Origin of the sequence: Geothrix sp. 21YS21S-2 (genome assembly GCF_030846775.1) — a bacterium.
Classification (GTDB): Bacteria; Acidobacteriota; Holophagae; order Holophagales; family Holophagaceae; genus Mesoterricola.
In genome coordinates, this window is the sequence record NZ_CP132910.1 from 3407883 (window position 1) to 3430241 (window position 22359).

At 69.1% G+C, this 22359-nt stretch carries 17 protein-coding genes; 2 read left to right on the plus strand and 15 right to left on the minus strand.

The genetic code is table 11. The annotated features are described in order from the left end of the window. Nucleotides 1-33: 33 nt before the first annotated feature. On the plus strand, nucleotides 34-1968 hold the full coding sequence (locus tag RAH40_RS14995) for an APC family permease (RefSeq protein ID WP_306598373.1): 1935 nt from the start codon (nucleotides 34-36) through the stop codon (nucleotides 1966-1968). A gap of 3 nt (nucleotides 1969-1971) precedes the next feature. Here RAH40_RS14995 and RAH40_RS15000 read toward each other — a convergent pair whose 3' ends face one another. From RAH40_RS15000 to RAH40_RS15025, 6 genes are read right to left on the minus strand one after another with little or no spacing between them, the layout of a single operon-like run. Beyond that, the gene (locus RAH40_RS15000) at nucleotides 1972-2673 is read right to left on the minus strand and encodes a hypothetical protein (protein WP_306598374.1); all 702 of its coding nucleotides are present in this window, start codon (nucleotides 2671-2673) and stop codon (nucleotides 1972-1974) included. Between the two features lie 4 nt (nucleotides 2674-2677). Then, complete coding sequence (locus RAH40_RS15005; protein WP_306598375.1) at nucleotides 2678-4522, minus strand: hypothetical protein; 1845 nt, start codon at nucleotides 4520-4522, stop codon at nucleotides 2678-2680. Nucleotides 4523-4524: 2 nt separating this feature from the next. Next, entirely contained in the window at nucleotides 4525-5124 is a 600-nt protein-coding gene (locus RAH40_RS15010; protein ID WP_306598376.1) for an FHA domain-containing protein, read from the minus strand. A 28-nt stretch (nucleotides 5125-5152) separates the two neighbouring features. Beyond that, entirely contained in the window at nucleotides 5153-5833 is a 681-nt protein-coding gene (locus RAH40_RS15015; RefSeq protein WP_306598377.1) for an outer membrane lipoprotein carrier protein LolA, read from the minus strand. Then, nucleotides 5833-6942, minus strand: a complete 1110-nt coding sequence (locus RAH40_RS15020) for a hypothetical protein (RefSeq protein ID WP_306598378.1) — start codon at nucleotides 6940-6942, stop codon at nucleotides 5833-5835. Before RAH40_RS15020 ends, RAH40_RS15015 begins: the two co-directional genes overlap by 1 nt. Nucleotides 6943-6957: 15 nt before the next feature. Beyond that, nucleotides 6958-7737, minus strand: a complete 780-nt coding sequence (locus RAH40_RS15025; protein WP_306598379.1) for an MBL fold metallo-hydrolase — start codon at nucleotides 7735-7737, stop codon at nucleotides 6958-6960. A gap of 68 nt (nucleotides 7738-7805) precedes the next feature. On the opposite strand from RAH40_RS15025, the gene RAH40_RS15030 reads away from it, so the two are divergent. Continuing rightward, nucleotides 7806-8705, plus strand: coding sequence for a MurR/RpiR family transcriptional regulator (locus tag RAH40_RS15030; RefSeq protein WP_306598380.1), 900 nt, complete (start codon nucleotides 7806-7808; stop codon nucleotides 8703-8705). On the opposite strand, the gene RAH40_RS15035 is transcribed toward RAH40_RS15030, so the two are convergent. From RAH40_RS15035 to ygfK, 9 genes are all read right to left on the minus strand, one after another. Further along, entirely contained in the window at nucleotides 8702-9784 is a 1083-nt protein-coding gene (locus RAH40_RS15035) for an XdhC family protein (RefSeq protein WP_306598381.1), read from the minus strand. The genes RAH40_RS15030 and RAH40_RS15035 overlap by 4 nt on opposite strands. 2 nt (nucleotides 9785-9786) lie before the next feature. Continuing rightward, on the minus strand, nucleotides 9787-11112 hold the full coding sequence (ssnA, locus tag RAH40_RS15040) for a putative aminohydrolase SsnA (protein ID WP_306598382.1): 1326 nt from the start codon (nucleotides 11110-11112) through the stop codon (nucleotides 9787-9789). Nucleotides 11113-11199: 87 nt separating this feature from the next. Then, nucleotides 11200-12657, minus strand: a complete 1458-nt coding sequence (locus RAH40_RS15045) for a pyridoxal-phosphate dependent enzyme (RefSeq protein ID WP_306598383.1) — start codon at nucleotides 12655-12657, stop codon at nucleotides 11200-11202. An 18-nt stretch (nucleotides 12658-12675) separates the two neighbouring features. Next, on the minus strand, nucleotides 12676-13872 hold the full coding sequence (ygeW, locus tag RAH40_RS15050) for a knotted carbamoyltransferase YgeW (protein WP_306598384.1): 1197 nt from the start codon (nucleotides 13870-13872) through the stop codon (nucleotides 12676-12678). A gap of 19 nt (nucleotides 13873-13891) precedes the next feature. Next, nucleotides 13892-15253 carry an amidohydrolase family protein gene (locus RAH40_RS15055; protein ID WP_306598385.1) on the minus strand — a complete coding sequence of 454 codons (1362 nt, stop codon included), beginning with the start codon at nucleotides 15251-15253 and terminating at the stop codon, nucleotides 13892-13894. Next, nucleotides 15250-16464 carry a threonine synthase gene (thrC, locus tag RAH40_RS15060; RefSeq protein ID WP_306598386.1) on the minus strand — a complete coding sequence of 405 codons (1215 nt, stop codon included), beginning with the start codon at nucleotides 16462-16464 and terminating at the stop codon, nucleotides 15250-15252. The genes RAH40_RS15055 and thrC overlap by 4 nt, the downstream gene beginning before the upstream one ends. A gap of 60 nt (nucleotides 16465-16524) precedes the next feature. Further along, complete coding sequence (locus tag RAH40_RS15065) at nucleotides 16525-17412, minus strand: hypothetical protein (RefSeq protein WP_306598387.1); 888 nt, start codon at nucleotides 17410-17412, stop codon at nucleotides 16525-16527. 100 nt (nucleotides 17413-17512) lie between these two features. After that, nucleotides 17513-18877 (minus strand): nucleobase:cation symporter-2 family protein, encoded by a 1365-nt coding sequence (locus RAH40_RS15070; protein ID WP_306598388.1) that lies wholly within the window; start codon nucleotides 18875-18877, stop codon nucleotides 17513-17515. A gap of 161 nt (nucleotides 18878-19038) precedes the next feature. Further along, on the minus strand, nucleotides 19039-22320 hold the full coding sequence (ygfK, locus tag RAH40_RS15075; RefSeq protein WP_306598389.1) for a putative selenate reductase subunit YgfK: 3282 nt from the start codon (nucleotides 22318-22320) through the stop codon (nucleotides 19039-19041). Nucleotides 22321-22359 lie beyond the last annotated feature (39 nt).

Sequence of the window (22359 nt, forward strand, 5' to 3'; positions counted from 1 at the left end):
AATCCAGGGAAGCGAAGTCTCACACGGGGCACTATGGCTGATTTTCGACGTCTCCTCCTCGGCCGCCGACTGGCAAGCGACGAGACCCACCACAACAGGATCAGCAACCCGATCGCCCTCGCGGTGTTCTCCTCCGACGCGCTGTCCTCGGTGGCGTACGCCACGCAGGAGATCATGGCCTCCCTCTCCACCGCCATGGGCCACGGCGGCGCCGTGATCGCCGGCGCCGCGGCGGCGGCCGTGTTCGGGCTGTCGGTGCCCGTGGCCATGGGCATCACGACCCTGCTCATCATCCTGGCCTTCAGCTACCGCCAGACGATCCTCGAATATCCGGGCGGCGGCGGGGCGTACATCGTAGCCAAGGACAACCTGGGCGAGATGGCCGCGCAGACCGCGGGCGCATCCCTGCTGGTGGACTACATCCTCACGGTGGCCGTGTCCGTCTCCTCCGGCATCGCCGCCATCACGGCCGCGATTCCGGCCCTCCAGGGGTACAACGTCTCCCTGACGCTCCTGGCCATCGGGTTCATCGCGACGGCCAACCTCCGGGGCGTGAAGGAGAGCGGCACGCTGTTCTCCATCCCCACCTACGGGTTCCTCCTCGCGATCCTGGGGCTGCTGGCCATCGGCACCGTGCGCTGGGTCTTCGGCCCCGCACTCGCTCCGGCGCATGTGGAGGCCGCCGCACACCAGGCGCCGCGGCTGGCCGGGCTGGCCTTCCTTTGGGTCTTCATGCGCGCCTACTCCGCGGGCTGCACCGCCCTCACCGGCGTCGAGGCCATCTCCAACGGCGTGCCGGTGTTCCGGGACCCGCCCGGCCAGAACGCCGCCAAGACCATGATCTGGATGGTCTTCCTGCTGGGAACGATGTTCATGGGCATCACGCTCCTCAGCCACCACTACGGCGTGGTCTACCGCCACAGCGCGGACCCCACGCTCGTGCAGGAGACGCTGCTCTCCAACCTCTCGCGGCAGGTGCTGGGCACCGGCGGGGTCCTGGTGTCGCTGCCTGCGAAGATCTACTACTACGTCGTCCAGGGCTTCACCTTCGCCATCCTCGTGGTGGCGGCCAACACCGCCTACGCCGACTTCCCGCGCCTGGCCGCGCTCCAGGCCAAGGACGGCTTCCTGCCCAACCAGTTCACGAGCATGGGCGACAGGCTCGTGTTCTCCAACGGCATCCTCATCCTCTCGGTGCTGGCGGGGGGGCTGGTGGTGCTGTTCCACGCCAACACCGACGTGCTCCTGCCGCTGTACGCCCTGGGGGTCTTCCTGGGTTTCACCATCAGCCAGACCGGCATGGTGGTGCACTGGTACCGCAAGCGCGGCCGCCACTGGCAGTCCAAGATCGCGGTGAACGGCGTGGGCGCCTGCGCCGCGGGCATCGTGATGCTCGACATCGCGGTCACCAAGTTCACGGGCGGCGCCTGGATCGTCACCGTCCTTGTGCCGCTGCTGGTCATGACCTTCTTCAACATCCACCGCCACTACATCCGGGTGAAGTCGACCCTGGCCGCGAGCCGCACCGACGCCTTCCTGCCCTCCAAGCACCACGCCATCGTGCTGGTGTCCGGGCTGCACGCGGGGACGGTGCAGGCGCTCTCCTACGCCCGCCTCATCTCCGGTGACCGCGTGGAGGCCCTCACCGTGGACCTGGGCTCCGACGGGTTCCACGAGAGCCCCGCCATCCAGAAGCTGCGCGCGGACTGGGCGTACTACGGCATGGGTGTGCCTCTGCGCAGCGTGCCCAGCCCCTACCGCAAGGTGGTTGAGCCGATCCTGGAGGAGGTCAAGCGCTTCAAGCTCGCCGAACCCGAGGTGTGCCTGACCATGATCCTGCCGGAGTACGTCACGTCCAAGTGGTGGCAGCGGCTCCTTCACAACCAGATGGCCTTCCGGATCAAGGCCTCGCTGATGCTGATCCCCGGGGTGATCGTGACGTCGGTTCGGATGCACCTGCCTGAGTAGCGGCTACCGCATCCTCGCGTAGGGCATCTGGAGGATCTCCCGGCCCGAGAGCAGCTCGGCCAGGGTGCGGTGGTCGGGGGTCAGCACCATGCACAGGAAGGACAGCGGGAAGGCGCCGGCCGAGACGAGGTGCAGAAGGGAGAAGGCCATTCGGCGCTCCGGCTGGTCCGTGTCCACCGCCAGGCGCAGGACGCCCATCATGGGGGACTGGCCCACCAGGACCAGGGGAACCATGAGGAAGGCCCATGAGATGGTGGTGTGCAGGGGCAGGAGGTAGGCCCAGAACTCCGCATAGACGCGCGAGGGCCCGGCGCCCGAGGCCAGGCAGGCCACCAGGGCCAGGAAGGCGTTGAGAGCCGCCAGGGCCGCGAACTCCCCGGCCTCCATCTTCACCACGGGCCAGAAGGAGTCCAGGAGGTCCAGGTCCTGGGCGGGCGGGGCGGGGAGCTCCGGCATGGGCGGGGCCGCGTCGGGAAGGGCCTCCATGGGCTCGAGGATGGTGAGGGGTTCCACCCTGCCCAGGGCAGGCGCGGAAATGCTCTGGCGCTCCTCCCCGGGCTGGGACGTCACGCCGGAAAGGGCGCTGGCCTGGAAAAGGAGGGGGCGGGGCAGGGGCCGGCGCTGCACGGCCAGCCCGCACACCGGGCACTCCTGGGCCAAGGGCGTGATTCGCGTGTGGCAGCTGGGGCACTGGGGGCGGGTCACGGCGTCAGCCCAGGAGGGGGATCCACGCGGCCCGGGTGGCCTTCCCCATGGACTGGATCTCGTCCAGGAGGCGGAGCCTGGCGGGCCAGGTCCGGTCCTGGGGGAACATCGCCCGCCCCTGCTTGAGGAGCTCCCGGGCCTCCGTGAAATGCTCCCCGGCTGCCTGCACCTGGACCAGGGCGAGGTAGATCATGCGGGCCCGGGCCTTGAGGTCGGGGTCGTCCGGGTTCCTCCGGAGCTGGTCGCCCACGGCGTTGCGGGCCGATTCCAGGTCGCCGTCCTTGATGCTGCGCTCCAGGTCCTTCTCCGATCCCACCGGCGGGACCGAAGCCAGGCGCCCGCGGGCGCGCCCCAGGAGCTGCGCGGCGGTCGGATCGCCCGGGTCCAGCCGCAGCAGCTCCTGGGCCCGGTAGAAGGCTGTGAGGGGGTCGTCGCCGAGGGCGCGCATGCACTCGCTCCGGATCTCATCCGGGGTCTCCCCGAGGTGGACGACCTGGGAGCGGCGGGCGATGGGCGCCATGGCGCTGGCCTTGGCGGCGGCGACGGCCTGGGCGAGGGCGGCGTTGCGCTGGAAATGGCGGTAGCCCAGGAGGGCCAGGGCGAGCAGGACGGCGCCGCCGCCGGCCAGGGCCAGCCGCGAGGGGCTGTCCAGCCACCTGGGCAGGGGGTGGTCGCCCAGGAACGCGGGCAGTTTCAGGCCGCTGCGCTGGGGGGCCTTGACCGTCAGGGACCTGGGGGGGTCCACGGGGGCAGGGGAGGCCGGGGGGGCGGGCTCCGGAGCCGCGGGGGTCTCCTCCCGGGCGCTGAGGACGGCCCGGGCCTGCTGGTAGCCCTGGAGGACGCGCGCATCCCGCGAACCGGCCTCCATGAGGCGCTGGAAGGCGAAGGCGGCCTCCTCGTGCTTCTGGTTGCGCAGCAGGTTCTCCGCGGCGAGGATGCGGGGTTCCAGGTTCTCGGGGACGGCGGCGGCCTTGGGAGGCGGCTCCGGCCTGGCCGGGGCGCTGGCCGGGGAGGCCTGCTCCAGGTCGCGGCGGGCCATCTCCAGGTAGCCGATGGCGTCGCGGTGCGCGGGTTCGAGGGCCAGGGCCTGCCGCCACTTCTCCATGGCCTCGTCCGCCATGCCCATGTCGTAGATCTGGACGCCATCGCGCACCAGCTGGTCCGCGCGGGACGTCTCCCCGTCCTCGGCCCGGGCCTCCCGGGAGGCCGCGGGGGCCGGGGAGGGACGGGCTCCCCCGGCCACGGGCGCGAGGCCCAGGTCCCTGCGGGCGTCGTTGGCATAGGCAAGGGCGAGGGTGTTGTGGGGGTCCGAGGCGAGGATGCGCTCCCACTTCTTCAGGGCATCCTCAACCTGGCCCATATCGTAGAGGGTGCATCCGTCGCGAAGAAGCTTGTCGGTCTCGTCCTCGGGAGGGGGGGGAGGAGGGGGGGCCTCCGGGGCGGCGGCGGGCGCGGCCTCGGTCTCCAGCTTGCGCCGGGCCCCGTCCAGGTAGCCCTTGGCCAGGGCGTTGTCCGGGTCCTGGCGGAGGGCCAGTTCCCAGGTGGTGACGGCCTTGGCGACGAGCCCGGCGTCGTAGAGGGCGCACCCGGCATCCAGCAGGCTGTTCACCTCGGGACTGGGGGGCGTGAGGGTCTGGCGGTTGGGCTCGGGCTCGGGGGCGGCCCGGAGGCCGTCCTGGGTGGCCCGCGCGTCGAAGTGGGCCTTGACCTTGTAGAGCCCGGCCCTGGCTTCCTCGCTGGCGGGGTCCCGCTTCAGGATGGCCTGCCAGATCTGGCCGGCCTTCACGATGTCGCCGGCATCGAACAGAGCCTTGGCCTGATGGAGGTAAGGTTCGAAGGGCGTGGCCACGGTCAGTCCATTCCGATGATGTTGGTGTCCCGGATGAGCAGCATGAAGGTGCTCCTTCCGCAGGAGAACTCCTGGCGGTCGGCAAGCTTGGTGGGGCCTGCGATGGGCGCGCTGCCCACGAAGGTGCCGTTGGTGGAATCCAGGTCGCTGAGCCAGACGGTGCCGTCCGGGTGGATCTCGATGCGCGCGTGGCGCCTGGAGATCTCGGGATCGTTGATCACCACGTCCCCCTCCTCCCTGCCGATGATGGTCAGGGGGGATTCCAGCACCCGCACGGTGGAGGCGAAGGGGCCGGTGAGGAAGGCCAGGGTGAACCGGAGTCCGGAAGGCATGCCGTCGTTCCGGAGGCTCGTGAGGTCGAGCATGGCGTCGCGGCCCCTGCGCCGGCTGGTCTCGGTGGCCTTCGGGGGGGGCTCGGGCTGGGCCGGCGGCAGGGGCCGGGGCGTGGGCTGGGCCGGCGGGGGCTCGGGGACCCGGGCCGGATTCATGACCTCGAACGTCTCGCCGCACTTCGGACACCGGAAGCGCTTGGACGGCGCCCCCAGGAAGCGCTCTTCCCCGTACTGGAACCGGGATGCACAGGATGGACAGATGACGATCATGAATTCCCCAGGTATGCCAAGGCCAATTCTACTTCCTTCTTGTGGCAAAAAAGCTGAACTCATCCTTGATGGGGATCCCGGGGGGCAGTTTGAAGCCCGTGACGCCGGCTGGAAGGGGCTGGTTCGTGGTCAGGGGCCCCAGCTCCAGGAGCCAGGAATCCCCCCCCCGCTCCACCCAGTTCAGCTGGCGGGGCAGGTAGGTGTCCTTGTCGACCCATATGAGCAGCACCTGCATCCGCTTCTTGACCGAGTAGCTCCGGGGCTCGAGGGTGAGCAGGATGGAGCCCGCCACGCCCTTGCCGTCCCCGACGGAGATCTTGAAGTAGTCCGAAAGGTAGGAGAGCCTCTGCCCCAGTCCCAGGAACTTGCGGTTGGCGTTCTTGATGATCCCGATCTTCAGCTGTTCGGCGGCGCCTTCGGCCGGGCTGTACGAGATCAGGGCCTTGGGCGTCAGGTGCAGGACCAGGTCCTCGGGCGGGGAGAAGCTGAAGTGGACGAAGTCCGATTCCTGGAGGTAGAGGGTGCCCCGGGTGACGGTGGGGGTCTTGAGCATGGCCCTGCGGATCGTGAGGCTGAAGGGGGCCTGGAGCGTGGCGACCTTGGCCTGGGCGGCGTCGAACCGGGACACCACCTCCTGGACCGTGGGCTGGGCGGCGAGGGGGATCAGGGTCAGCGCTGCGAAGGCGGCCTTGCGGAGGAACCCGCCCATCAGTTCACCATGAGACTCAGGCCCTTGAGGGGCTTGTCCTGGCCGGCCTGGAAGCCCACCGCGAGGAACATCCTGGCGGTGCGCAGCTGCAGGGTCGCGCCCAGGCGGGTCACGCTGGCGTCGCCGATCTTCCGGCGTTCGCCGCCCACCAGGAAGATCACGGACTGGCTCACCTGGTACCGCAGGGAGGCGGAGCTGGACTGCTGCTTGACGGGGAAGGGCATGCGCATGGCCCCGTTGATGTCGCTCTCGAGGGTGAGCTGGGTGTTGGTGCCGAGGTCCAGCTGGAGGGCGCCGCGATACTGGGGATTCATGGTGACGTCCCAGAGACGCTTGCCGTTGAGCTGGTCGGCGGTGACCCCCACGCGCAGGCCCTGGGCCAGCTCGGTGGTGAAGCCCGCGTCCATGGCGACCATGAGGGTCTTGCGGTCGGTGGTGCCGTAGCCCAGCGCGAGGTCGTCCGCGGCGTAGCGGAAGGGGAAGGCGCCGCCCGGGGCGAAGGTGTAGACGCCCGGGGGGAGCTGGTTCAGGAAGGGCTGCGTCAGGCCCAGGGACCACTGCTCGATGCGCAGGTTGAACCCGGCGGCGGTGCCCGAGGCCAGGGCCCCGCCGCCGAAGTGGACCCGGTTCACGATGGCCCGGCGGCCGTCCACGTAGGAGGCGTTGTTCTGCAGGGCGGACCCGCTGGACAGGTGGGCGGGGTCCAGGTCGGGGTGGGCCGTGACCGTGTGGAACTCCTCGCGGGTGAATCCGAAATTGGTGGCGTCCCGGGTCCCCGTGAGCCCGTAGGCCCGGGTGCGCTGGGCCCAGGGGGCGTCCTTGAGCTTGCCCAGGGCGCCGGTCACGACGGCGGCGTCGCCGGAGGTGGTGTCCTGGAACAGGGTCCGGTTGTCCTGGGCCCGCTGGTCGCCGTCCACGTAGGCGAGGTACCAGCCCGCGGGGGCGCGGTCGAAGCGGGCCGGGTTCCCCAGCGGGTTGATGCCCTCGGAGAAGACCTTGGAGCCGCCGAAGGCCGGCGCGTCGTTGAAGAGGGGTGTCTGGGCCGCGAGGGGCAGGACGGTGGCGGTGACGGCCAGCGCCGTCCGGGCGAGAATTCGGGGGGTTGTCATGGAATCATCCTCCGCTCAATTTTCAGGGTCCGCAACAAGGAGAGGCGACGCCTGGCTCGCGACATGCAGGGCCGTGGCGGTGCCCCGCAGGATCCCCTCGGCGGTGAACCGGGCCAGTTCGGGATCGTTGTTCTGCTCGCTGAGGTGGGCCAGGACCACGGTGCGCAGCCGCCCGGACAGCACCCGGCCCAGGAGCTCGCCCATGGCCTCGTTGCTGAGATGCCCGACCCGGCTCAGGATCCGGGCCTTGAGGGCCGGGGGATAGCCGCCCTCCCGCAGCATCTGCACGTCGTGGTTGGCCTCCAGCACCAGGAGGTCGAGACTCCTGCAGTGGTCCTCCACCAGGGCCGTGGGGTGGCCCAGGTCCGTGACCACGGCGGCGCAGAGGCCCCCGGCCTCGATGCGGTAGGCCACGGAGTCGGCGGCGTCGTGGGGGGTGGTGAAGGGCAGGATGGTCAGGCCGTTCCAGTCCGAGGCCTCGCCCGCCCGGAGCGGGATCCAGCGGGAGCGGGGGATCTCGATGCCCTGGATGGCCTGGATGCGCGCGAGGGTGTCGGGGGTGGCGAGGATGTCCCAGTCCGTTTTCCGCAGCAGGACGGGGATGGCCGCGATGTGGTCCGAGTGCTCGTGGCTGATGGCGACCCCGCGCACCTGCGCCGGGTCCAAGCCGACCTCCGCCAGGCGCAGCCGGATCTGCTTGAGGGAGATCCCCGCGTCCACCAGGAGCGTCGCCTGGCCCTGCGAAAAGGCGTGGCAGTTCCCCTTGGATCCCGAGGCGAGCGAGGCGTAGCGCATGCCCCAGGATAACCTGCGCCGGGGGTTGCTGGGTTTTCCCTCCTTGGTGCTACACTTCTCTTCATCAAATGACGAATCCCGCACCCGATACCCCAATCCAGTCGCGCCTCGCAGAAGCCTACCGGGACCTCCCCGAGGCGATGCGTCGGATCGCGGACGTCCTCATGTCCGACCACCTCCTCGGGGCCCTCTGGGGCATCGAGTCCATGGCCCAGCGCGCCAACGTGAGCGTGGGCACCGTTGTCCGCTTCGCCAAGCGCCTGGACTACAAGGGCTTCAGCGAATTCCGGGACGCCCTCAGGGCGGCCTGCCACGAGCGGAGCGGGGATGCGGAGATCGAGCTGCTGGAGGCCCCCACCGACATCTACGGGGCCCTGGCCGAAGTGGCCCGGCGGGATGGTGAGAACCTCAACCGTCTCATCCAGATGGTCGACCACACCACGCTGGAGACGGCCGTGGCGATGATCACCCAGGCCCGGCACCGCGTGATCCTGGGCCGGGGCGTCTCCCACGTCATGAGCCTGATCATGGCCTTCTACCTCACCCAGGCCGGCCTGCCCTGCATCGCCGCCATTCCCTCGGACTTCTCGAACCAGGTGGCCAACCTGGACGAACGGGATCTCATGATGGTCCTCAGCTTCGCGCCCTACAGCCGGGAGACCGTGGACTCCGCCATCTTCGCCAAGGCCTCGGGCGTGCCCGTCCTGGCCTTCTCCGACCGCGCCGATTCCCCCCTGGCCCCCTACGCCGACATCCTGATCCCGGTGCCCAGCGAGGACCTCCTGTTCAGCTGCAGCGTCACCACCTTCTCGGCCCTTGCCCACGCCTTCGCCATCGTGGCCGCCAGCCAGGACCAGTCGGGCACCCTGCACCGCCTGAAGGCCGCGGACAAGGTGGCCCAGCCGCTGTTCGTGGACCACTGGCTGCCGATGCGGCCGGGCGGGCTCAGGGTCGAGCGCAAGGGCTAGTGGATCGGCCCCTGCCGGTCGCGGAGGGACAGGCCTGGCCTGCCTGACAGGGCTGCCTGCACTTCGCTGAGCATGGACAGGGCGATGAGTTCGGGGGATTCCGCACCGATGTCCAGGCCTGCGGGGTAGTGGAGGAGGGCCCGGGCCGGCGCAGGCAGGGGGCCGTTCTCCTCCTGAAGTTCCCGGATGAGCCTCTCGCTGCGCTTTCGGTTGCCCTGGAGGCCCAGGTAGCCCAGGGGGGCCTTCAGGAGCGCGGCCAGCGCGGCCTTGTCGGCCTCGTACACATGGCTCACCACGAGGGCCGCGGTGCGGGCGTCGAAGGGGATGCCTTCCAGGGACTCCGGCGGGTGTCCCACGGCGATGCGGTCGGCTTCGGGGAAGCGGGCCGCGGTGGCCAGGCCCGGGCGGTGGTCAGCCAGGCCCAGGAACCAGCCCAGTTCCTTCGCAAGGCGGAACAGCGGCATGGCGTGCTCCCCGGCGCCGAAGACCCACAGGGCCACGGGGGGGGCGATGGGTTCCAGGAGGAGGTCCACCTCGCCGCCTTCCAGCCGGACGGTGCGGGCCTCGGCGCCGGCGGGCCGGAGCAGGGCCGCCTCCAGGGCGGGGGGGACCGGCTGGAGGGCAAGGCCGTCCTCGAAGACGAACCGGTCCCCGGGCGCGGCGGGGACCTCGCCCCGGGCCCCGAAGACCGTGGCCACAAGGCCGGACTTCCGGTTTAGGAACAACCGCTCGCAGTGCTCCAGCCAGGGCGGCACGGCCCCGGGCTCCACCCGCTCCAGGAGCACGTCGGCCCGGCCCGCGCAGCCCATGCCGGTGCCCCAGATCAGGTCGATCTCGCTGCCCAGGTCGAAAGTGACGAGCAGGGGGCGGCGGCCTTCCAGCACCGCCGCCACCCGCTCCTTCACGTCGGTCTCCATGCAGCCGGCGCTGATGCCGCCTTCCTGGAGGCCCCCGGGGCGGAAGACCATCCGGGCCCCGGGCTTTCGGTACGAGCTGCCCTTGGTGCGCACCAGGGTGGCCAGGGCGGAGGGCTCCGGAAGGGTTCGCAGCGCGGCGGCGATCTCCCCGAACCCCCGCATGGCTAGAACCGCTCCCAGAGCTTCACGGCCAGTTCCCGGCTGCGCGCGGCCAGGGCCGCCTCGTCCAGGCCGTTGGTCAGGACCTTGCCCTCCATGAGGATCCGGCCCGCGCAGATGGTGGTGTCCACCGTCGCCTGGGAGATGCCGAAGATCAGGTGGCCCAGGACCGTGTTTCCGTCCAGGGGCGTGGGGGCGTGGTAGTCCACCAGGATGACGTCCGCGGCGGCCCCCTCCTCCAGGGTGCCCAGGGGGAAGCCCCACAGCTGCGTCGCCAGTTCGGGGTTGCGGGTGAAGAGCGTGCCGGCGATCTCCATGAAGGCGCAGGTGGGGTTGTCCTGGCGCAGGTGCTGGGCCCACATGGCCACGCGGATCTCCTCCAGCATGTTGACGGTCATGGCGTCCGTGCCCAGGCCCACGCGCACGCCCCGGCGCACCAGGCCCAGGACGTCGGCGATGCCGACGGCGTTGTTGAGGTTGGACTGGGGGTTGTGGGCCACGAAGGTGTCCGTTGCGGCCAGGAGCTCCTGGTCGGCCTCGTTGGCGTGGACGCAGTGGGCGGCGATGCTGCCCCTGCCGAGAAGGCCGTGGGCGGCCAGGCGCGCCACGGAGGTCTGGCCGTGGTGCTCGAGGTTGAACTTAACGTCCGAGGCGGCCTCGGCCACATGAACGTGGAAGCCCACGCCCACCTCGCGGCCCAGCGCGGCGGCGCGGTCCAGGGTGGCGTCGGAGAGGGTGAAGGCGGCGTGGAGCCCGAAGAGGGCGCGCAGGTGGGGATCCTTCTCGGCGGCGCAGCGCCTGGCGAAGGCCGCGTTCTCCTCGAGGCCCGCGTCGGTGACGGCCTGGCCGTCCCGGTCGGAAACCTCGTAGCAGAGGCAGGCGCGAACGCCGCTTCGGCGCACCGCCCCGGCGATGCGGTCCAGGGAGCCGGTCGCCGCGAAGGGGCTGGCGTGGTGGTCCACCAGGGTGGTGGTGCCCTTGCGCACGGCGTCGGCGAGCACCACCTCGGCGCTTACGTCCACGTCGTCGAGGCTGAGCTTTCGGTCCAGGCGCCACCAGAGGTTGTCCAGCACCTCCTGGAAGTTGGCGCTGGGGGCGGCCTTGCCCAGGCCGCGCACGAGGGTGGAGTAGAAGTGCATGTGGGCGTTCACCAGGCCGGGCATGACGACCTTGCCGGTGGCGTCCAGGGTGCGGTCGAAGGGGCCGGTGATGTCTTCCTTGGGGGCGATGCGGGCGATGCGCCCGTCTTCGAGGAGCACCGCCTGGCCTTCCAGGACCCGGCAGGGGCTCCCGAAGGTGATGACGGTTCCGCCGTGGATGAGGATTCGCATGGGGATCTTTCCGGGTACGCAGGTCAAGGGAAAGGCCGGTGACGGGTGGTGATCATATCACCCGTCACCGGCCATATCAGGGGAAGCCTAGGACCGGGCCACTTCCTGGTTGAACTTCTCGATGAGCTTGTCGAAGGCCGCGGCCTCCTCCGTGAAGAGCTGGCGCCAGTACTCGGGATCCCACTGCGCGCAGATCTCCTCGTAGGTCTTGCCCTGCTGCTCGACCCAGGTGTAGTACTTCAGGTTGTGGATGGCCTTCTTCTCGGGGTAGGTGAGCTCCTTGAAGTGGTCCACGCCCTGGCGCTCGAGGCTGCCGATCATCGTGGTGGCGGCGTCGACGGCCGTGAAGGCGCCGTGCTCCGTGGTCTGCTCCTCCAGGCGGGAGCGGTACATCTCCACGCTGTCCGTGAAGATCGTGAAGATCACGTCGTTCTCGTCCAGCTCCCAGTACTTGGCGGCCTTGATCGCGGCCAGCATGTTGCAGACGCCGCTGATGCCCAGGAGGCCCAGCTTCTTGATGACGTCCTGGCTGATGCCCAGGCCGGCCAGGTGCTTCTGGCCCTCGGGCTCGTTGAAGAGCCGGAGGATGCGCATGCAGTCCTCGTCGTCGATGGCCGCGACGGCGTCCGTGTTGCGGACGTTGTGGACCCAGGGCACGTGCTTGTCGCCGATGCCCTCGATGCGGTGGTCGCCGAAGCCGTTCATGAGCAGCGTGGGGCACTGCCAGGCTTCCGTGGCGATGACCTTGGCGCCGGGGTGGAGGGACTTGAGGTAGTCGCCCGCCGCGATGGTGCCGGCGCTGCCGGTGGCGCTGGCGTAGCCGGCCAGGCGGGTGCTGGGGGTCTTGATGGCGTTGAAGATGTCTTCCATGGCCGGGCCCGTGACGTTGTAGTGCCACACGGGATTGCCGAATTCCTCGAACTGGTTGAAGATCACGTGCTTGGGATCGTTCTTCAGCTCCCAGCACTTGTCGTAGATCTCCTTGACGTTGCTCTCGCAGCCGGGGGTCGCGATGACTTCGGAGCCGATCTCGGCCAGCCAGGTGAAGCGCTCCTGGCTCATGTTCTCGGGCAGGATGGCGATGGCGGTGCAGCCCAGCACGGCGGAGTCGAAGGCGCCGCCGCGGCAGTAGTTGCCCGTGGAGGGCCACACGGCCTTGTGCTTGTCGGGGTCGAACTCGCCGCTCACGAGCCGGGGCACGAGGCAGGCGAAGGCCGCGCCGACCTTGTGGGCGCCGGTGGGGAAGTACTTGCCGACCAGGCCGATGATGCGGGCCTTGACGCCGGTGATCTCCCGGGGGATCTCCAGGTGGTTGGGGCCGCCGAAGAGCCCGGTCTCATGGTCGTTCTTCCAGGTGATGCGGAAGAGGTTGGCGGGATCCACGTCCCACAGGCCCACATTCTTGAGGCGGGCCTTGACGGACTCGGGGGCGGTCTCGGGGTGGCGCATCTGGGCGAAGGTCGGGATGATGATGCCCCGGTCCTTGCAGCGCTTGGCTGTGCGCTTGACGACTTCTTCGTTGTAGGTCTTGACGATTCTTGACATGGGATTTTCCTCTGGGGCCTACAGGTGGAGGGCCTGGGCCCGGTTGACGATCTGCTCGAGCTTGGCTCCGGGATCCTTCAGGCGCGTGAGGAACATGAGGGCGCTGATGATGAAGGGCTTGTAGGCGGCTTCCTGGTAGGTGGGGATGCGGTACTGCTCGAAGACCTCGGCGGAGACTTCGCCGGCCTTGCAGCTCACGTCGGTGATGTCGGCGGGCAGGCAGTGCATGTAGAGGGCCTTCTTGTCCGCGGTGCGGTCCATCATCTTGCGCGTGCACTCCCAGTTGGTGTACTTGGCGTTGTTGGCCAGGCACTCCTTCTCGAGCTCGCGCAGGCCTTCCTTGTCGGAGACCTTGAGCATCTCGGTGCGGCGCTCCATGACGTGGTAGGGGGCCCAGCTCTTGGGGTAGACGATGTCGGCGCCGTCGAAGGCCTCTTCCATGCTGTTGGTGACGGTGAACTTGCCGCCGGACTTCGCGGCCTGCCTGCCGGAGAGGTCGACCACGTCGGAAATGAGGCCGTAGCCCTCGGGGTGGGCCAGGCGCACGTCCATGCCGAAGCGGCTCATGAGGCCGATGATGCCCTGGGGCACGGACAGGGGCTTGCCGTAGCTGGGGGAGTAGGCCCAGGTCATGGCGATCTTCTTGCCCTTGAGGGCTTCGAGGCTGCCGAAGTGCTGGCGCAGCCAGGCCAGGTCGGCCAGGGACTGGGTGGGGTGGTCGATGTCGCACTGGAGGTTGACGATGCTGGGGCGGCGGTGGAGCACGCCGCGCTCGGTGCCGTCCGTGAGGGCGTCGCCCACCTCCTTCATGTAGGTGTGGCCCTCGCCCAGGAACATGTCGTCGCGGATGCCGATGACTTCCGTCAGGAAGCTGATCATGTTGGCGGTCTCGCGCACGGTCTCGCCGTGGGCGACCTGGCTCTTCTGCTCGTCCAGGTCCGACAGGCCCAGGCCCATGGCGTTGGCGGCGCTGGCGAAGCTGAAGCGGGTGCGGGTGGAGTTGTCGCGGAAGATGGAGATGGCCAGGCCCGTGTCGAAGGCCTTGTAGGAGTGGCCGGCCTTGTGCAGCTGCTTGAGGGTGTCGGCCAGGGTGACGATGGCCCGGATCTCCTCCTCGGGATGCTCCCAGGTGAGGAGGAAGTCCTTGTGGAACAGATCCGTCTTCAGGCCCTGGAAGGCGCGCAGGTTCTCGGTGATGGTGGGGGTCGTGGTCATGGGGATCCTCCTTGAGGGATCAGGTGAAGGGAAGCGTTTCGGGATCGGGTTGGAGGGGGACCCCCATGGGGCGGTCCGGTTCCAGGAGCCGCCCATCCTGGACCCGGGGGACGCCCCGGAGCAGCACTGAGCGGAAATGGAGCTTCGTGGTGAAGCCGGGGAACGGTTCGAAGGTGGGGACGCCGGTGGAGCGCACGGGACGCTCGGGACCGTCCGGATCGAGAACCACGATGTCGGCGTCCATGCCGGGCAGGATGGCCCCCTTGCGGTCCGCGACCCCCGCCCGGAGGGCGGGGTTGAGGGCGAGGTGCGTGGCCAGGCCCAGGGCGGAGCGGTCGGGATCATCCTCCCAGATCTTCCAGGTGACGTGGGGCAGGGCGCCCAGGCCGGGCATGCCGTTGGGGACCTGCCGCAGGTCCTTGCCGTTCCAGCTGTCCTTGTCCTCGGGCCGGAAGGCGCAGTGGTCCGTGGCGATCATGTCGAAGGCGCCCTCCCGGGCCAGGGCGCGGAATTCCTCCCGGTGGCCGCGCAGGGGCGGCGAGCAGAGCCAGTGGTGGCCGTCGGGGCGGTCCAGGAAGGTGTCGTCCAGGTAGAGGTACTGGGGGCAGGTCTCCATGGAGACGTCGCCCTCGGCCTTGGCCCGGACGATTTCCCGGGCGCCTTCCAGGGTGGAGACGTGCACGACGTGGAGGGAGGCGCCCTTGGCCAGGGCCAGTTCCGTCACCCGGCGGATGGCCACCACCTCGGCCTCCTCGGAGCGCAGCCGCGTGTGGCTGTGGGCCCTGGAGAGGTCCAGGGCCGAGGGTTCCACGTGGGCGATGATGTCGTCGTCCTCGCAGTGCACCATGAAGGTCGCGCCCAGCGGGGCCAGGCGCTCGAAGAGGTCCCCGAGGCCCTGGTAGCTCACGTAGAGCCCCGCGGGCCGGTACGTGGTGTAGAGCTTGATGGTGCGGTACCCGGCCTCCAGAAGGGCCGCCAGGAAACGCATGTCGCCGTGCGCGAAGGTGGTGGGGGTGAGGTGCCAGAGCACGTCCCCGTGGCAATGGTCCAGGGCCTTGGCCCGGGCGGCCACCATGGCCTGGCGCAGGCTCTGGCCCTCGGCCTGGGTCACGAAGGTGCAGAGGGTGGTGATCCCGTTCAGGACCGCCTCCCGGGTGGCGGTCTCGTAGCTGTCGGCCAGGTAGAAGCGGCCGATGTGGTCGTCCACGTGGGTGTGGAAGTCCATGAAGCCGGGCAGGACGTAGCAGCCCGAGGCGTCGATGTCCCGGTCGGCGGGGCCCACCTGGCCGACGGTCCTGACAAGGCCGTCCTCCACGAGGACGTCGGCCTTCACGAGGGTGTCGCCCTGGGCCACGCGGCCGTTGCGGATGGCGAGCTTCATCGGGGTACGGACTCCAGCCGGGGTTCGATGGCGGGTGGGATGGAGATGCGGGACAGGGGGGCCTCGACGTCCTTCAGGCCGTTGCCCGTGGCAAGGATAACCGCCCGGGCGCCAGATGCCAGGGCCTTTGCGCTCGCCTGGAGCTTCACCAGCCCGGCGTAGGCCGTGGCGCCGGCGGGCTCCGTGAAGATCCCGGTGCGGGCGGCCATGGCGGCCTGGGCGGTGAGGATCTCGTCGTCGGTGACGGTGAGGGTGAGGCCGCCGCTCTCCAGGATGGCCCGGCGCGCCCCGTGGGCGTTGCTGGGGCAGGTCACCGAGATGGAATCGGCCCGGGTGGTGGGGTTGGCGGCGTCGGAATAGACGCCGGTCTCCACGTACCGGTGGATGGCGTCGGAGGACTCGGCCTGCACGCCGATGAGGCGCGGGAGGCGGTCGATGAGCCCGGCCCGCTTGAGGTCCACGAAGGCCTTGTGCACGCCGCCGATGATGACCCCGTCGCCCACGGACACGAAGATCGCGTCGGGGACCAGGAAGCCGGCCTGGGCCCAGATCTCCAGGCCCGCGGTCTTCTTGCCCTCGATGGTCAGCGGGTGGTAGGCGGTGTTGCGGTTCAGGCCGGCGCGCTTGTCGGTGTATTCCAGGGAGAGGCGGAAGGCGTCGTCGTAGGTGCCCTTGACGGGGATGACGGTCGCCCCGTAGAGGACCATCTGCACCAGCTTGGCCTTGGGGGCCTTCTCGGGAACGAAGATGAGGGCCCTGGTGCCGCTGGAGGCGCACACCGCGGCCAGCGCCGAGGCGGCGTTGCCGGTCGAGGCGGCGACGATGAGGTCGATCCCCAGCCGCCGGGCCTCGGCGACCACCAGGAAGGACGCGCGGTCCTTGAGGCTGCCGGAGGGGTTGAGGCCGTCGTTCTTGACCCAGAGTTCCCCCAGGCCCAGCTCGGCGCCGAGGCTCCCCACGCGGGCCATGGGGGTGTTGCCCACGGGCAGGGGCGGATGGAACTCCGTCTCCACGGGGCAGAAGAGGTTCCAGTCGGGGCGGTCCTGGCTGAAGGCCGCGGCGATGGCGTCGTAGTCGAAGACCGCCTCCAGCACACCCGCGAGGGGGATGCCGGGACGGTAGGACTTCCCGCATTCAGGGCACAGGTAGCGGACCTCGTCGCGGGAATACGTGCGGCCGCAGTCCGTGCACCGGTAGCAGAAAGGAGTCATGGCGGAAGTCCTGGCGGAAAACGCGCGGGGGCGAACCCCCGCGCGGCGTTGGATCGGGTTCTAGAAGTGGTATTCCACGGAGAACTGGAAGGCGGTGGTGCGGGGATTCACGACCTGGCCGGCGGGGGTCTCGGCGAGCGTGGCATGGGTGGGATCACCGAACTTGTTGTCCCAGTACTGCATGCCGGGGCCGATCTGGAAGGTGCCCTTCTTGGCGCCGAACACGGGGCTCACGTCGAACATCCAGTGGATGTTCGCGAGGGTTTCGGGCTTGGTCTCGACGTAGGAGCCGTCACGGCCCTTGGCGCCGGTGTAGGTGGCGAAGCCCTTGACCGTGGTGTTCACCTTGCCGAGGGGAACGTTGATGCCCCAGGCGGCGGCGATCTGGTAGGTGGGGTCGAAGGTCACGTCCATCGCGCCCTTGGGGTTGAAGGTGCCGAAGGAGTTGTGGTTCTTCTCCTTGTAGTACAGGAGGGCGACGCTGAGGAACCCGGGGACGTTGAAGGACAGCTGGGGGCCGGCCATGAGCTTGTACACGGCGGGGGCGAAGCGGGTGTTCTTGGAGGCGTAGTCGAAACCGAAGGTGAACTCGACGTCGCGCACGGGGCCGAAGCCGGTCTTGGTGTTGAAGACCTTGCTGAGGTTCAGGGTGTGCTTGTAGGTGGCGTAGAGCTCGTGGGCGCCGCCGGAGGTGCCGGGGCCCTCGGAATTGATGGGATCGTTACTGTCGGACTGGATGAGATCCACGTTGAAGAAGTTTCCGCCGTAGGCGTAGCCGGAGACGTGGTTCAGCGCGACGTAGGTCTTCGCGATGGAGACCGGGATGCCGGGCTCCTTGTATTCGCTGCCCCTGCGGACGGCGATGGACGTGTCGCTCCAGTTGGCGGCGCTGGCGGGGACGGCGGCAAGGGCCAGGATGCCCAGGGCGGCGAGAGTGAGCTTCTTCATGCGTATTCTCCTTGGTTTAGGCCGGGCTGAAACAGCGTGGCCAAATGGGTGGGGGGGGAAACTTGAAGAAATGATGACTCAAATGTCGTCTTATGGGTGCTCAGGCTTCGCTCGCCTTGGTGGCCATGATGGATTCCTCGCTCGCTTCCTCGCGGCGCTTCAGCTGGTTGAAGAACAGGTTGAGTGCGACAGCAACGAGGGACGCCAGGAGAATTCCGCTGCCGAGCAGGGGTTCGAGGGGTTTTGGCATTTCGCGGAAGAACTTGTCGGCCACGAGGGGGATCATGCCGAAGCCGATGCTGATGGCCACGATGTAGAGGTTGTTGCGGTTCTTCTGGAAGTCGACCCCGCCCAGGATGCGGATGCCCGTGGCCGCGACCATGCCGAACATCACGATGCCCGCGCCGCCCAGCACGTACACCGGCACCGAGGCCACCACGAAGGCCAGCTTGGGAATGAGGCCCAGGGCCAGGAGGATCCCGCCCCCCATGACGCAGACGTAGCGGCTTCGCACGCCCGTGACGCCCACCAGGCCCACGTTCTGCGAGAAGGAGGTGTAGGGGAAGGTGTTGAAGATGCCGCCGATGAGCGTGCCCAGGCCGTCCACGCGAAGGCCGTCGGAGAGCTGCTTCTGGTCCACGGGCTTGCCCGTGATCTCGGAAAGCGCCAGGAACATGCCCAGGGACTCGATCATCACCACGATCATCACCAGGCACATGGTGAGAACCGCGCCGAACTGGAACGTGGGCCAGCCGAACTGGAAGGGCTTGACGATCGCGAACCAGGGCTGCGCGCCGATGTTGGCGAAGCTCACCCGGCCCAGCCCGATGCAGATGACCATCCCCAGCACGATCCCGGTGAGGACGGCGATGTTGGCGAAAAATCCCTTCACGAACCGGATGATGAGGAGGATGGCGACGAGGACGGTCGCGGCGATGGCCAGGTTGCCCAGGGAGCCGTAGCCCGGGATCCCGGGATGGGGACCGCCGGCGGCCCAGTTGATTCCGATCTTCATGAGGGAGATGCCGATGACGGAGATGATGCTGCCCGTCACCACGGGCGGGAACAGCGGCAGAAGCCAGCTCACCACGGGCGCGATGAGGACGCCGAACAGGCCCGCGGCGATGACCGCGCCGAAGATGCCCGTGATGCCGATGGCGGGGTTGGCGGCCATGACGACCATGGGGCTCACCGCGGCGAAGGTCACGCCCATCATCACGGGCATGCGGATGCCGAAGCGCCCGAATCCCAGCGCCTGGATGAGCGTTGCGACGCCGCACGCGAAGAGGTCGGCGTTGATCAGCATCGCCAGCTGCTCCTTGGGAAGCTTGAGCGCGCCGCCGACGATGAGGGGAACAGCGACGGCGCCCGCGTACATCACGAGCACGTGCTGGATCCCCAGGAGCGAGAGCCTGCCCAGCGGCAGGACCTCGTCAACGGGATGGACCCCAGGTTTGTTGCTCATTTCAAACTCCGTGGATGCGCCCCTCCGGGCGGAATGGGAAAGGGAGGGACTCCATGACTTCCTGGCGGCGGCGCGGGGGCAAGATCTGTTGATTTGCCTGTAAGTGTAAAATAGAGGACCCGCTCGTCAACAAAAAATTTCAGTCCCTTGAAAAAATTTCATCAGGCCGGCAGTTCCGCCTGGGCGAACAACAATCCAAGCAGGGTGGCGCACGGTGCGAGGTCGACCTGGGACCCCTCGGGCAGAACGCCGACGGCCTCGAAGCCCAGGAGATCCCACCCCGGGGCCTGGAACCTCGCCAGGACCTGCCCGGTCCGGTAGACGGCGATGCCGTCGCGCACGTCCAGGCGGTGCTCCTCGCCGCCCAGGCGGGCCTTGAGGCCCACGCCGCCGTCAAGCGCCTCGAAGCGGAACGCGTCGCCCTTGGCCTCGTTGAACCCGTCCTCGTCGATCCAGAACTTGGGCTTGTCCTTGTAGGGCGCGCCGCTGGCGGGGCAGAAGGTGTCGCAGTTGCCGCACTCGTTGCAGAAGTCCCCGACGTTGAGGGTCTGGACGCTCTGGGCCACCTGGAAGTCCCGGGCGCCTTCCGCCACGAGCCGGCCCTGGCGCACGACCAGGGTGGGCACCTGGAACGTGAAGGGCTCGACGGCGTAGGCCAGGTTGGCACGGTTGGGGCAGACGGTGACGCACAGGCTGCACAGGTCGTCGCAGTCCAGGCAGCGGCTGGCTTCCAGCGCGGCGGCCTCGGCGCTGAAGGCGTGGATGACCTCGGCGAAGCCCTCGCGCTCGGTCAGCGGCAGCACCGGGACGGTCTGGGGCCGTTGCGTGCGGGCCTTCTTGTCCATGGCGGCGGCCGCGGGAATGCCCTTGGCCAGCTGGGGCTCCGCGGGGATGGCGACGCCGTGCCTGCGGGCGATGGCTTCCGCCGCGGCCCGGCCGTCGGCGATGGCCTGGATCACCGAGGAGGGCCCGTGCACGGCGTCGCCGCCGGCGAACAGGCCTTCGAGGCTGGTCTCGCGGGTCATGGGGTCCACGTCCAGGGTGCCGTCCTTCTTGCGTCGGACCGCCAGGCCCTCCAGGAAGTCCAGCACGGGCTCCTGGCTGATGGCGGGGATGATGGTGGTGGCGGGCAGGGTCTCGAAGGCGCCCTCGATGGCCACGGGACGCGGCCGGCCCGAGGCGTCGCGCTCCCCGAGCCTCATCTTGCCGCACACGAGCCCGGTGACCTTGCCGCCGGTGATCTCCACGGAATCCGGGGCCACCAGGTCACGCAGGCCGATGCCCTCCAGGATGCAGTCCTCCACCTCGGCGGGATCCGCGGGCATCTGGGCCCGGGTGCGCCGGTAGACGAGGGTGACTTCGCCGTCCTTCACCAGGCGCCTGGCGCTGCGCGCCGCGTCCATGGCGGAGTTGCCGCCGCCGATGACCAGCACCCGGCCGCCCAGGTCCATGGGAGCGCCGGAGCGCACCTTGTCCAGGAACTCCAGGGCGTCCATGACCCCCGGGGCGTTCTCGCCCGGGATGCCCAGGCGCTTGCCCTTCTGGGCGCCCACGCCCAGGAAGACGAAGGGGAAGTCCCTGCGCAGTCCCTCGAGGCTGATGTCGCGGCCCAGGGCCTTGCCGAAGTGGAACTTGACGCCCAGCGCCCGCAGGCGGTCGAGGTCGGCATCCAGGCTCTCCTTCGTGAGGCGGTAGCCGGGGATGACCCCGCTCACCATGCCGCCCATTTCCGAGCGGGCCTCGAAGATCTCGGCCTCGAACCCCATGCGGGCCAGGAAGTAGCCCGCGGACAGCCCCGCGGGTCCGGCGCCGACGATGGCCACCTTCACGCCCTTGGCGGGGCCCGCGACGGGCGCGGCCGGCGTGGCGTTCTCGAAGGCGAAGCGCTTGATCTCGCGGATGGCCAGGGGGGAGTCGTAGAAGTTGCGCACGCAGCGCTCGGTGCATTTGTGGTCGCAGACGCTGCCGGTGATGCCGGGCTGCGGGTTGGTGCGGAGGATGACGTCCATGGCCTCCCCGGGCCGGCCGTGGGCCACGAGCCACATGTAGTCGGGGATGTTCTGGTGGGTGGGGCAGGCCTCGGCGCAGGGCGCGGCGATGCAGTCGAAGGAGCCCAGAGCGCGGTCGCCCTTGAAGACCAGGGGCCGGGCCCGGCGCGTGTAGGTGTCGTCGCTCGCCGCGCGGATGGCGTGGCGGGAGAGGTTGAACCGGGCTCCGTGTCCGCCCGAGACGGCCTTGACGAAGCCGGGCAGGTCGGCGGCGCCCGTGGACGTCATGGCGTCCTCCAGGTTCACCAGGTACTGCTGGAGCCGGGCGTAGCCGCCGGGCTTGAGCAGGTCGGTGCACACCGTGACGGGATACATGCCGTCGGCCACGAGGTCGGGGAAGTTGTTGGCGTCGGCGCCGCCGCAGAAGCTGATGGGCACGGCGCCGTCCAGCTCCTCGGTGACGAGGTCGGCCAGGGTGAGGGTCAGGGGGTGCAGGGAGCGCCCCGACATGTACATCATCTTCTCGCTGGCGGGGAACACGGGCCGGTGGTTCACCACCTCGAGGGTGTTGGAGAGCTTGAGGCCGAACTGGTTGGGGCGGCCCTTGGCCACGGCGGCCAGGTTCTTCACCATCGCCATGGCGTCGGCGAACTTGGGATCGTGGCCGAAGGCCTCGTCGGGCACCTCGATGTCGAAGCCCAGGGTGTCGTTGAGGATGCCGCGCAGGCGCTCGGGGCCCAGGAGGGTCGGGTTGAGCTTGACCCACGTGTCCACGCCCAGGTCCTGGATGAGGTAGGTGGCGATGCGCTCGATCTCGGCCGGGGGGCACCCGTGCATGGTGGAGAGGGTGATGTGGTTGGAGAGGCGGGAGGGGATGGCCAGGTCCCGCACGGCGGGGTAGGCGCGGGCCACCTTGTCGATGGCCGCGGGCAGGGCGTCGGAGGCGTCGCGCATGTGGGCGATGAAGCCCTGCACGCGGTCGGTCCGGATGCCCTCGAGGTTGTAGCCCACGCTCATGTTGAAGTGGGTGCCGGGATCCTTGAGGCCCAGGCGGTGGGCCAGGGCATGGATGAGCACCCAGGCGTTGAGGTACTCGTCGAAGGACTGCTCGAGCTTGAGCTCCTGGCTCCACTCGCAATTGTAGGTCTCGTCCGCGGAATCGATGCAGGGCCGGCTCACGGCGAGCTCGTCGAGGATCTGGACGGTCTTGAGCTCGATGAACCGGGCCCCGCACAGCCAGCTGGCCACGATGTTCTGGCTCAGCTGGGTGTGGGGTCCCGCGGCCACCCCGAGGGGGGCGGCCACGGTGTGTCCGAACATTTCCGTCGCCAGCTTGGCGTGGGGGATCTGGATGTTGGCCTTGGGGATGCCAAGGACCGTCTCCCGCGCGTCGAGATCGCGGAAGATCCAGCTGGCCATCAGCTCGAGCGGGGCGGGGCGGAATGCTTTTTCCATCGGGGTACCTGTCTGGCTTGTGGGGCAGGGAGGTTGAGG

Excerpts from the sequence above, each read along its gene's own strand:
- RAH40_RS15025 (WP_306598379.1), bottom strand. The coding sequence starts at position 7,737 with ATGCGCTACGCCTCGCTCGCCTCGGGATCCAAGGGGAACTGCCACGCC.
- RAH40_RS15010 (WP_306598376.1), bottom strand. The coding sequence starts at position 5,124 with ATGATCGTCATCTGTCCATCCTGTGCATCCCGGTTCCAGTACGGGGAA.
- RAH40_RS15015 (WP_306598377.1), bottom strand. The coding sequence starts at position 5,833 with ATGGGCGGGTTCCTCCGCAAGGCCGCCTTCGCAGCGCTGACCCTGATC.
- RAH40_RS15045 (WP_306598383.1), bottom strand. The coding sequence starts at position 12,657 with ATGTCAAGAATCGTCAAGACCTACAACGAAGAAGTCGTCAAGCGCACA.
- RAH40_RS15065 (WP_306598387.1), bottom strand. The coding sequence starts at position 17,412 with ATGAAGAAGCTCACTCTCGCCGCCCTGGGCATCCTGGCCCTTGCCGCC.
- RAH40_RS15035 (WP_306598381.1), bottom strand. The coding sequence starts at position 9,784 with ATGCGGGGGTTCGGGGAGATCGCCGCCGCGCTGCGAACCCTTCCGGAG.
- ygeW (WP_306598384.1), bottom strand. The coding sequence starts at position 13,872 with ATGACCACGACCCCCACCATCACCGAGAACCTGCGCGCCTTCCAGGGC.
- RAH40_RS15020 (WP_306598378.1), bottom strand. The coding sequence starts at position 6,942 with ATGACAACCCCCCGAATTCTCGCCCGGACGGCGCTGGCCGTCACCGCC.
- thrC (WP_306598386.1), bottom strand. The coding sequence starts at position 16,464 with ATGACTCCTTTCTGCTACCGGTGCACGGACTGCGGCCGCACGTATTCC.
- RAH40_RS15030 (WP_306598380.1), top strand. The coding sequence starts at position 7,806 with ATGACGAATCCCGCACCCGATACCCCAATCCAGTCGCGCCTCGCAGAA.
- RAH40_RS15055 (WP_306598385.1), bottom strand. The coding sequence starts at position 15,253 with ATGAAGCTCGCCATCCGCAACGGCCGCGTGGCCCAGGGCGACACCCTC.
- ygfK (WP_306598389.1), bottom strand. The coding sequence starts at position 22,320 with ATGGAAAAAGCATTCCGCCCCGCCCCGCTCGAGCTGATGGCCAGCTGG.
- RAH40_RS15070 (WP_306598388.1), bottom strand. The coding sequence starts at position 18,877 with ATGAGCAACAAACCTGGGGTCCATCCCGTTGACGAGGTCCTGCCGCTG.
- ssnA (WP_306598382.1), bottom strand. The coding sequence starts at position 11,112 with ATGCGAATCCTCATCCACGGCGGAACCGTCATCACCTTCGGGAGCCCC.
- RAH40_RS14995 (WP_306598373.1), top strand. The coding sequence starts at position 34 with ATGGCTGATTTTCGACGTCTCCTCCTCGGCCGCCGACTGGCAAGCGAC.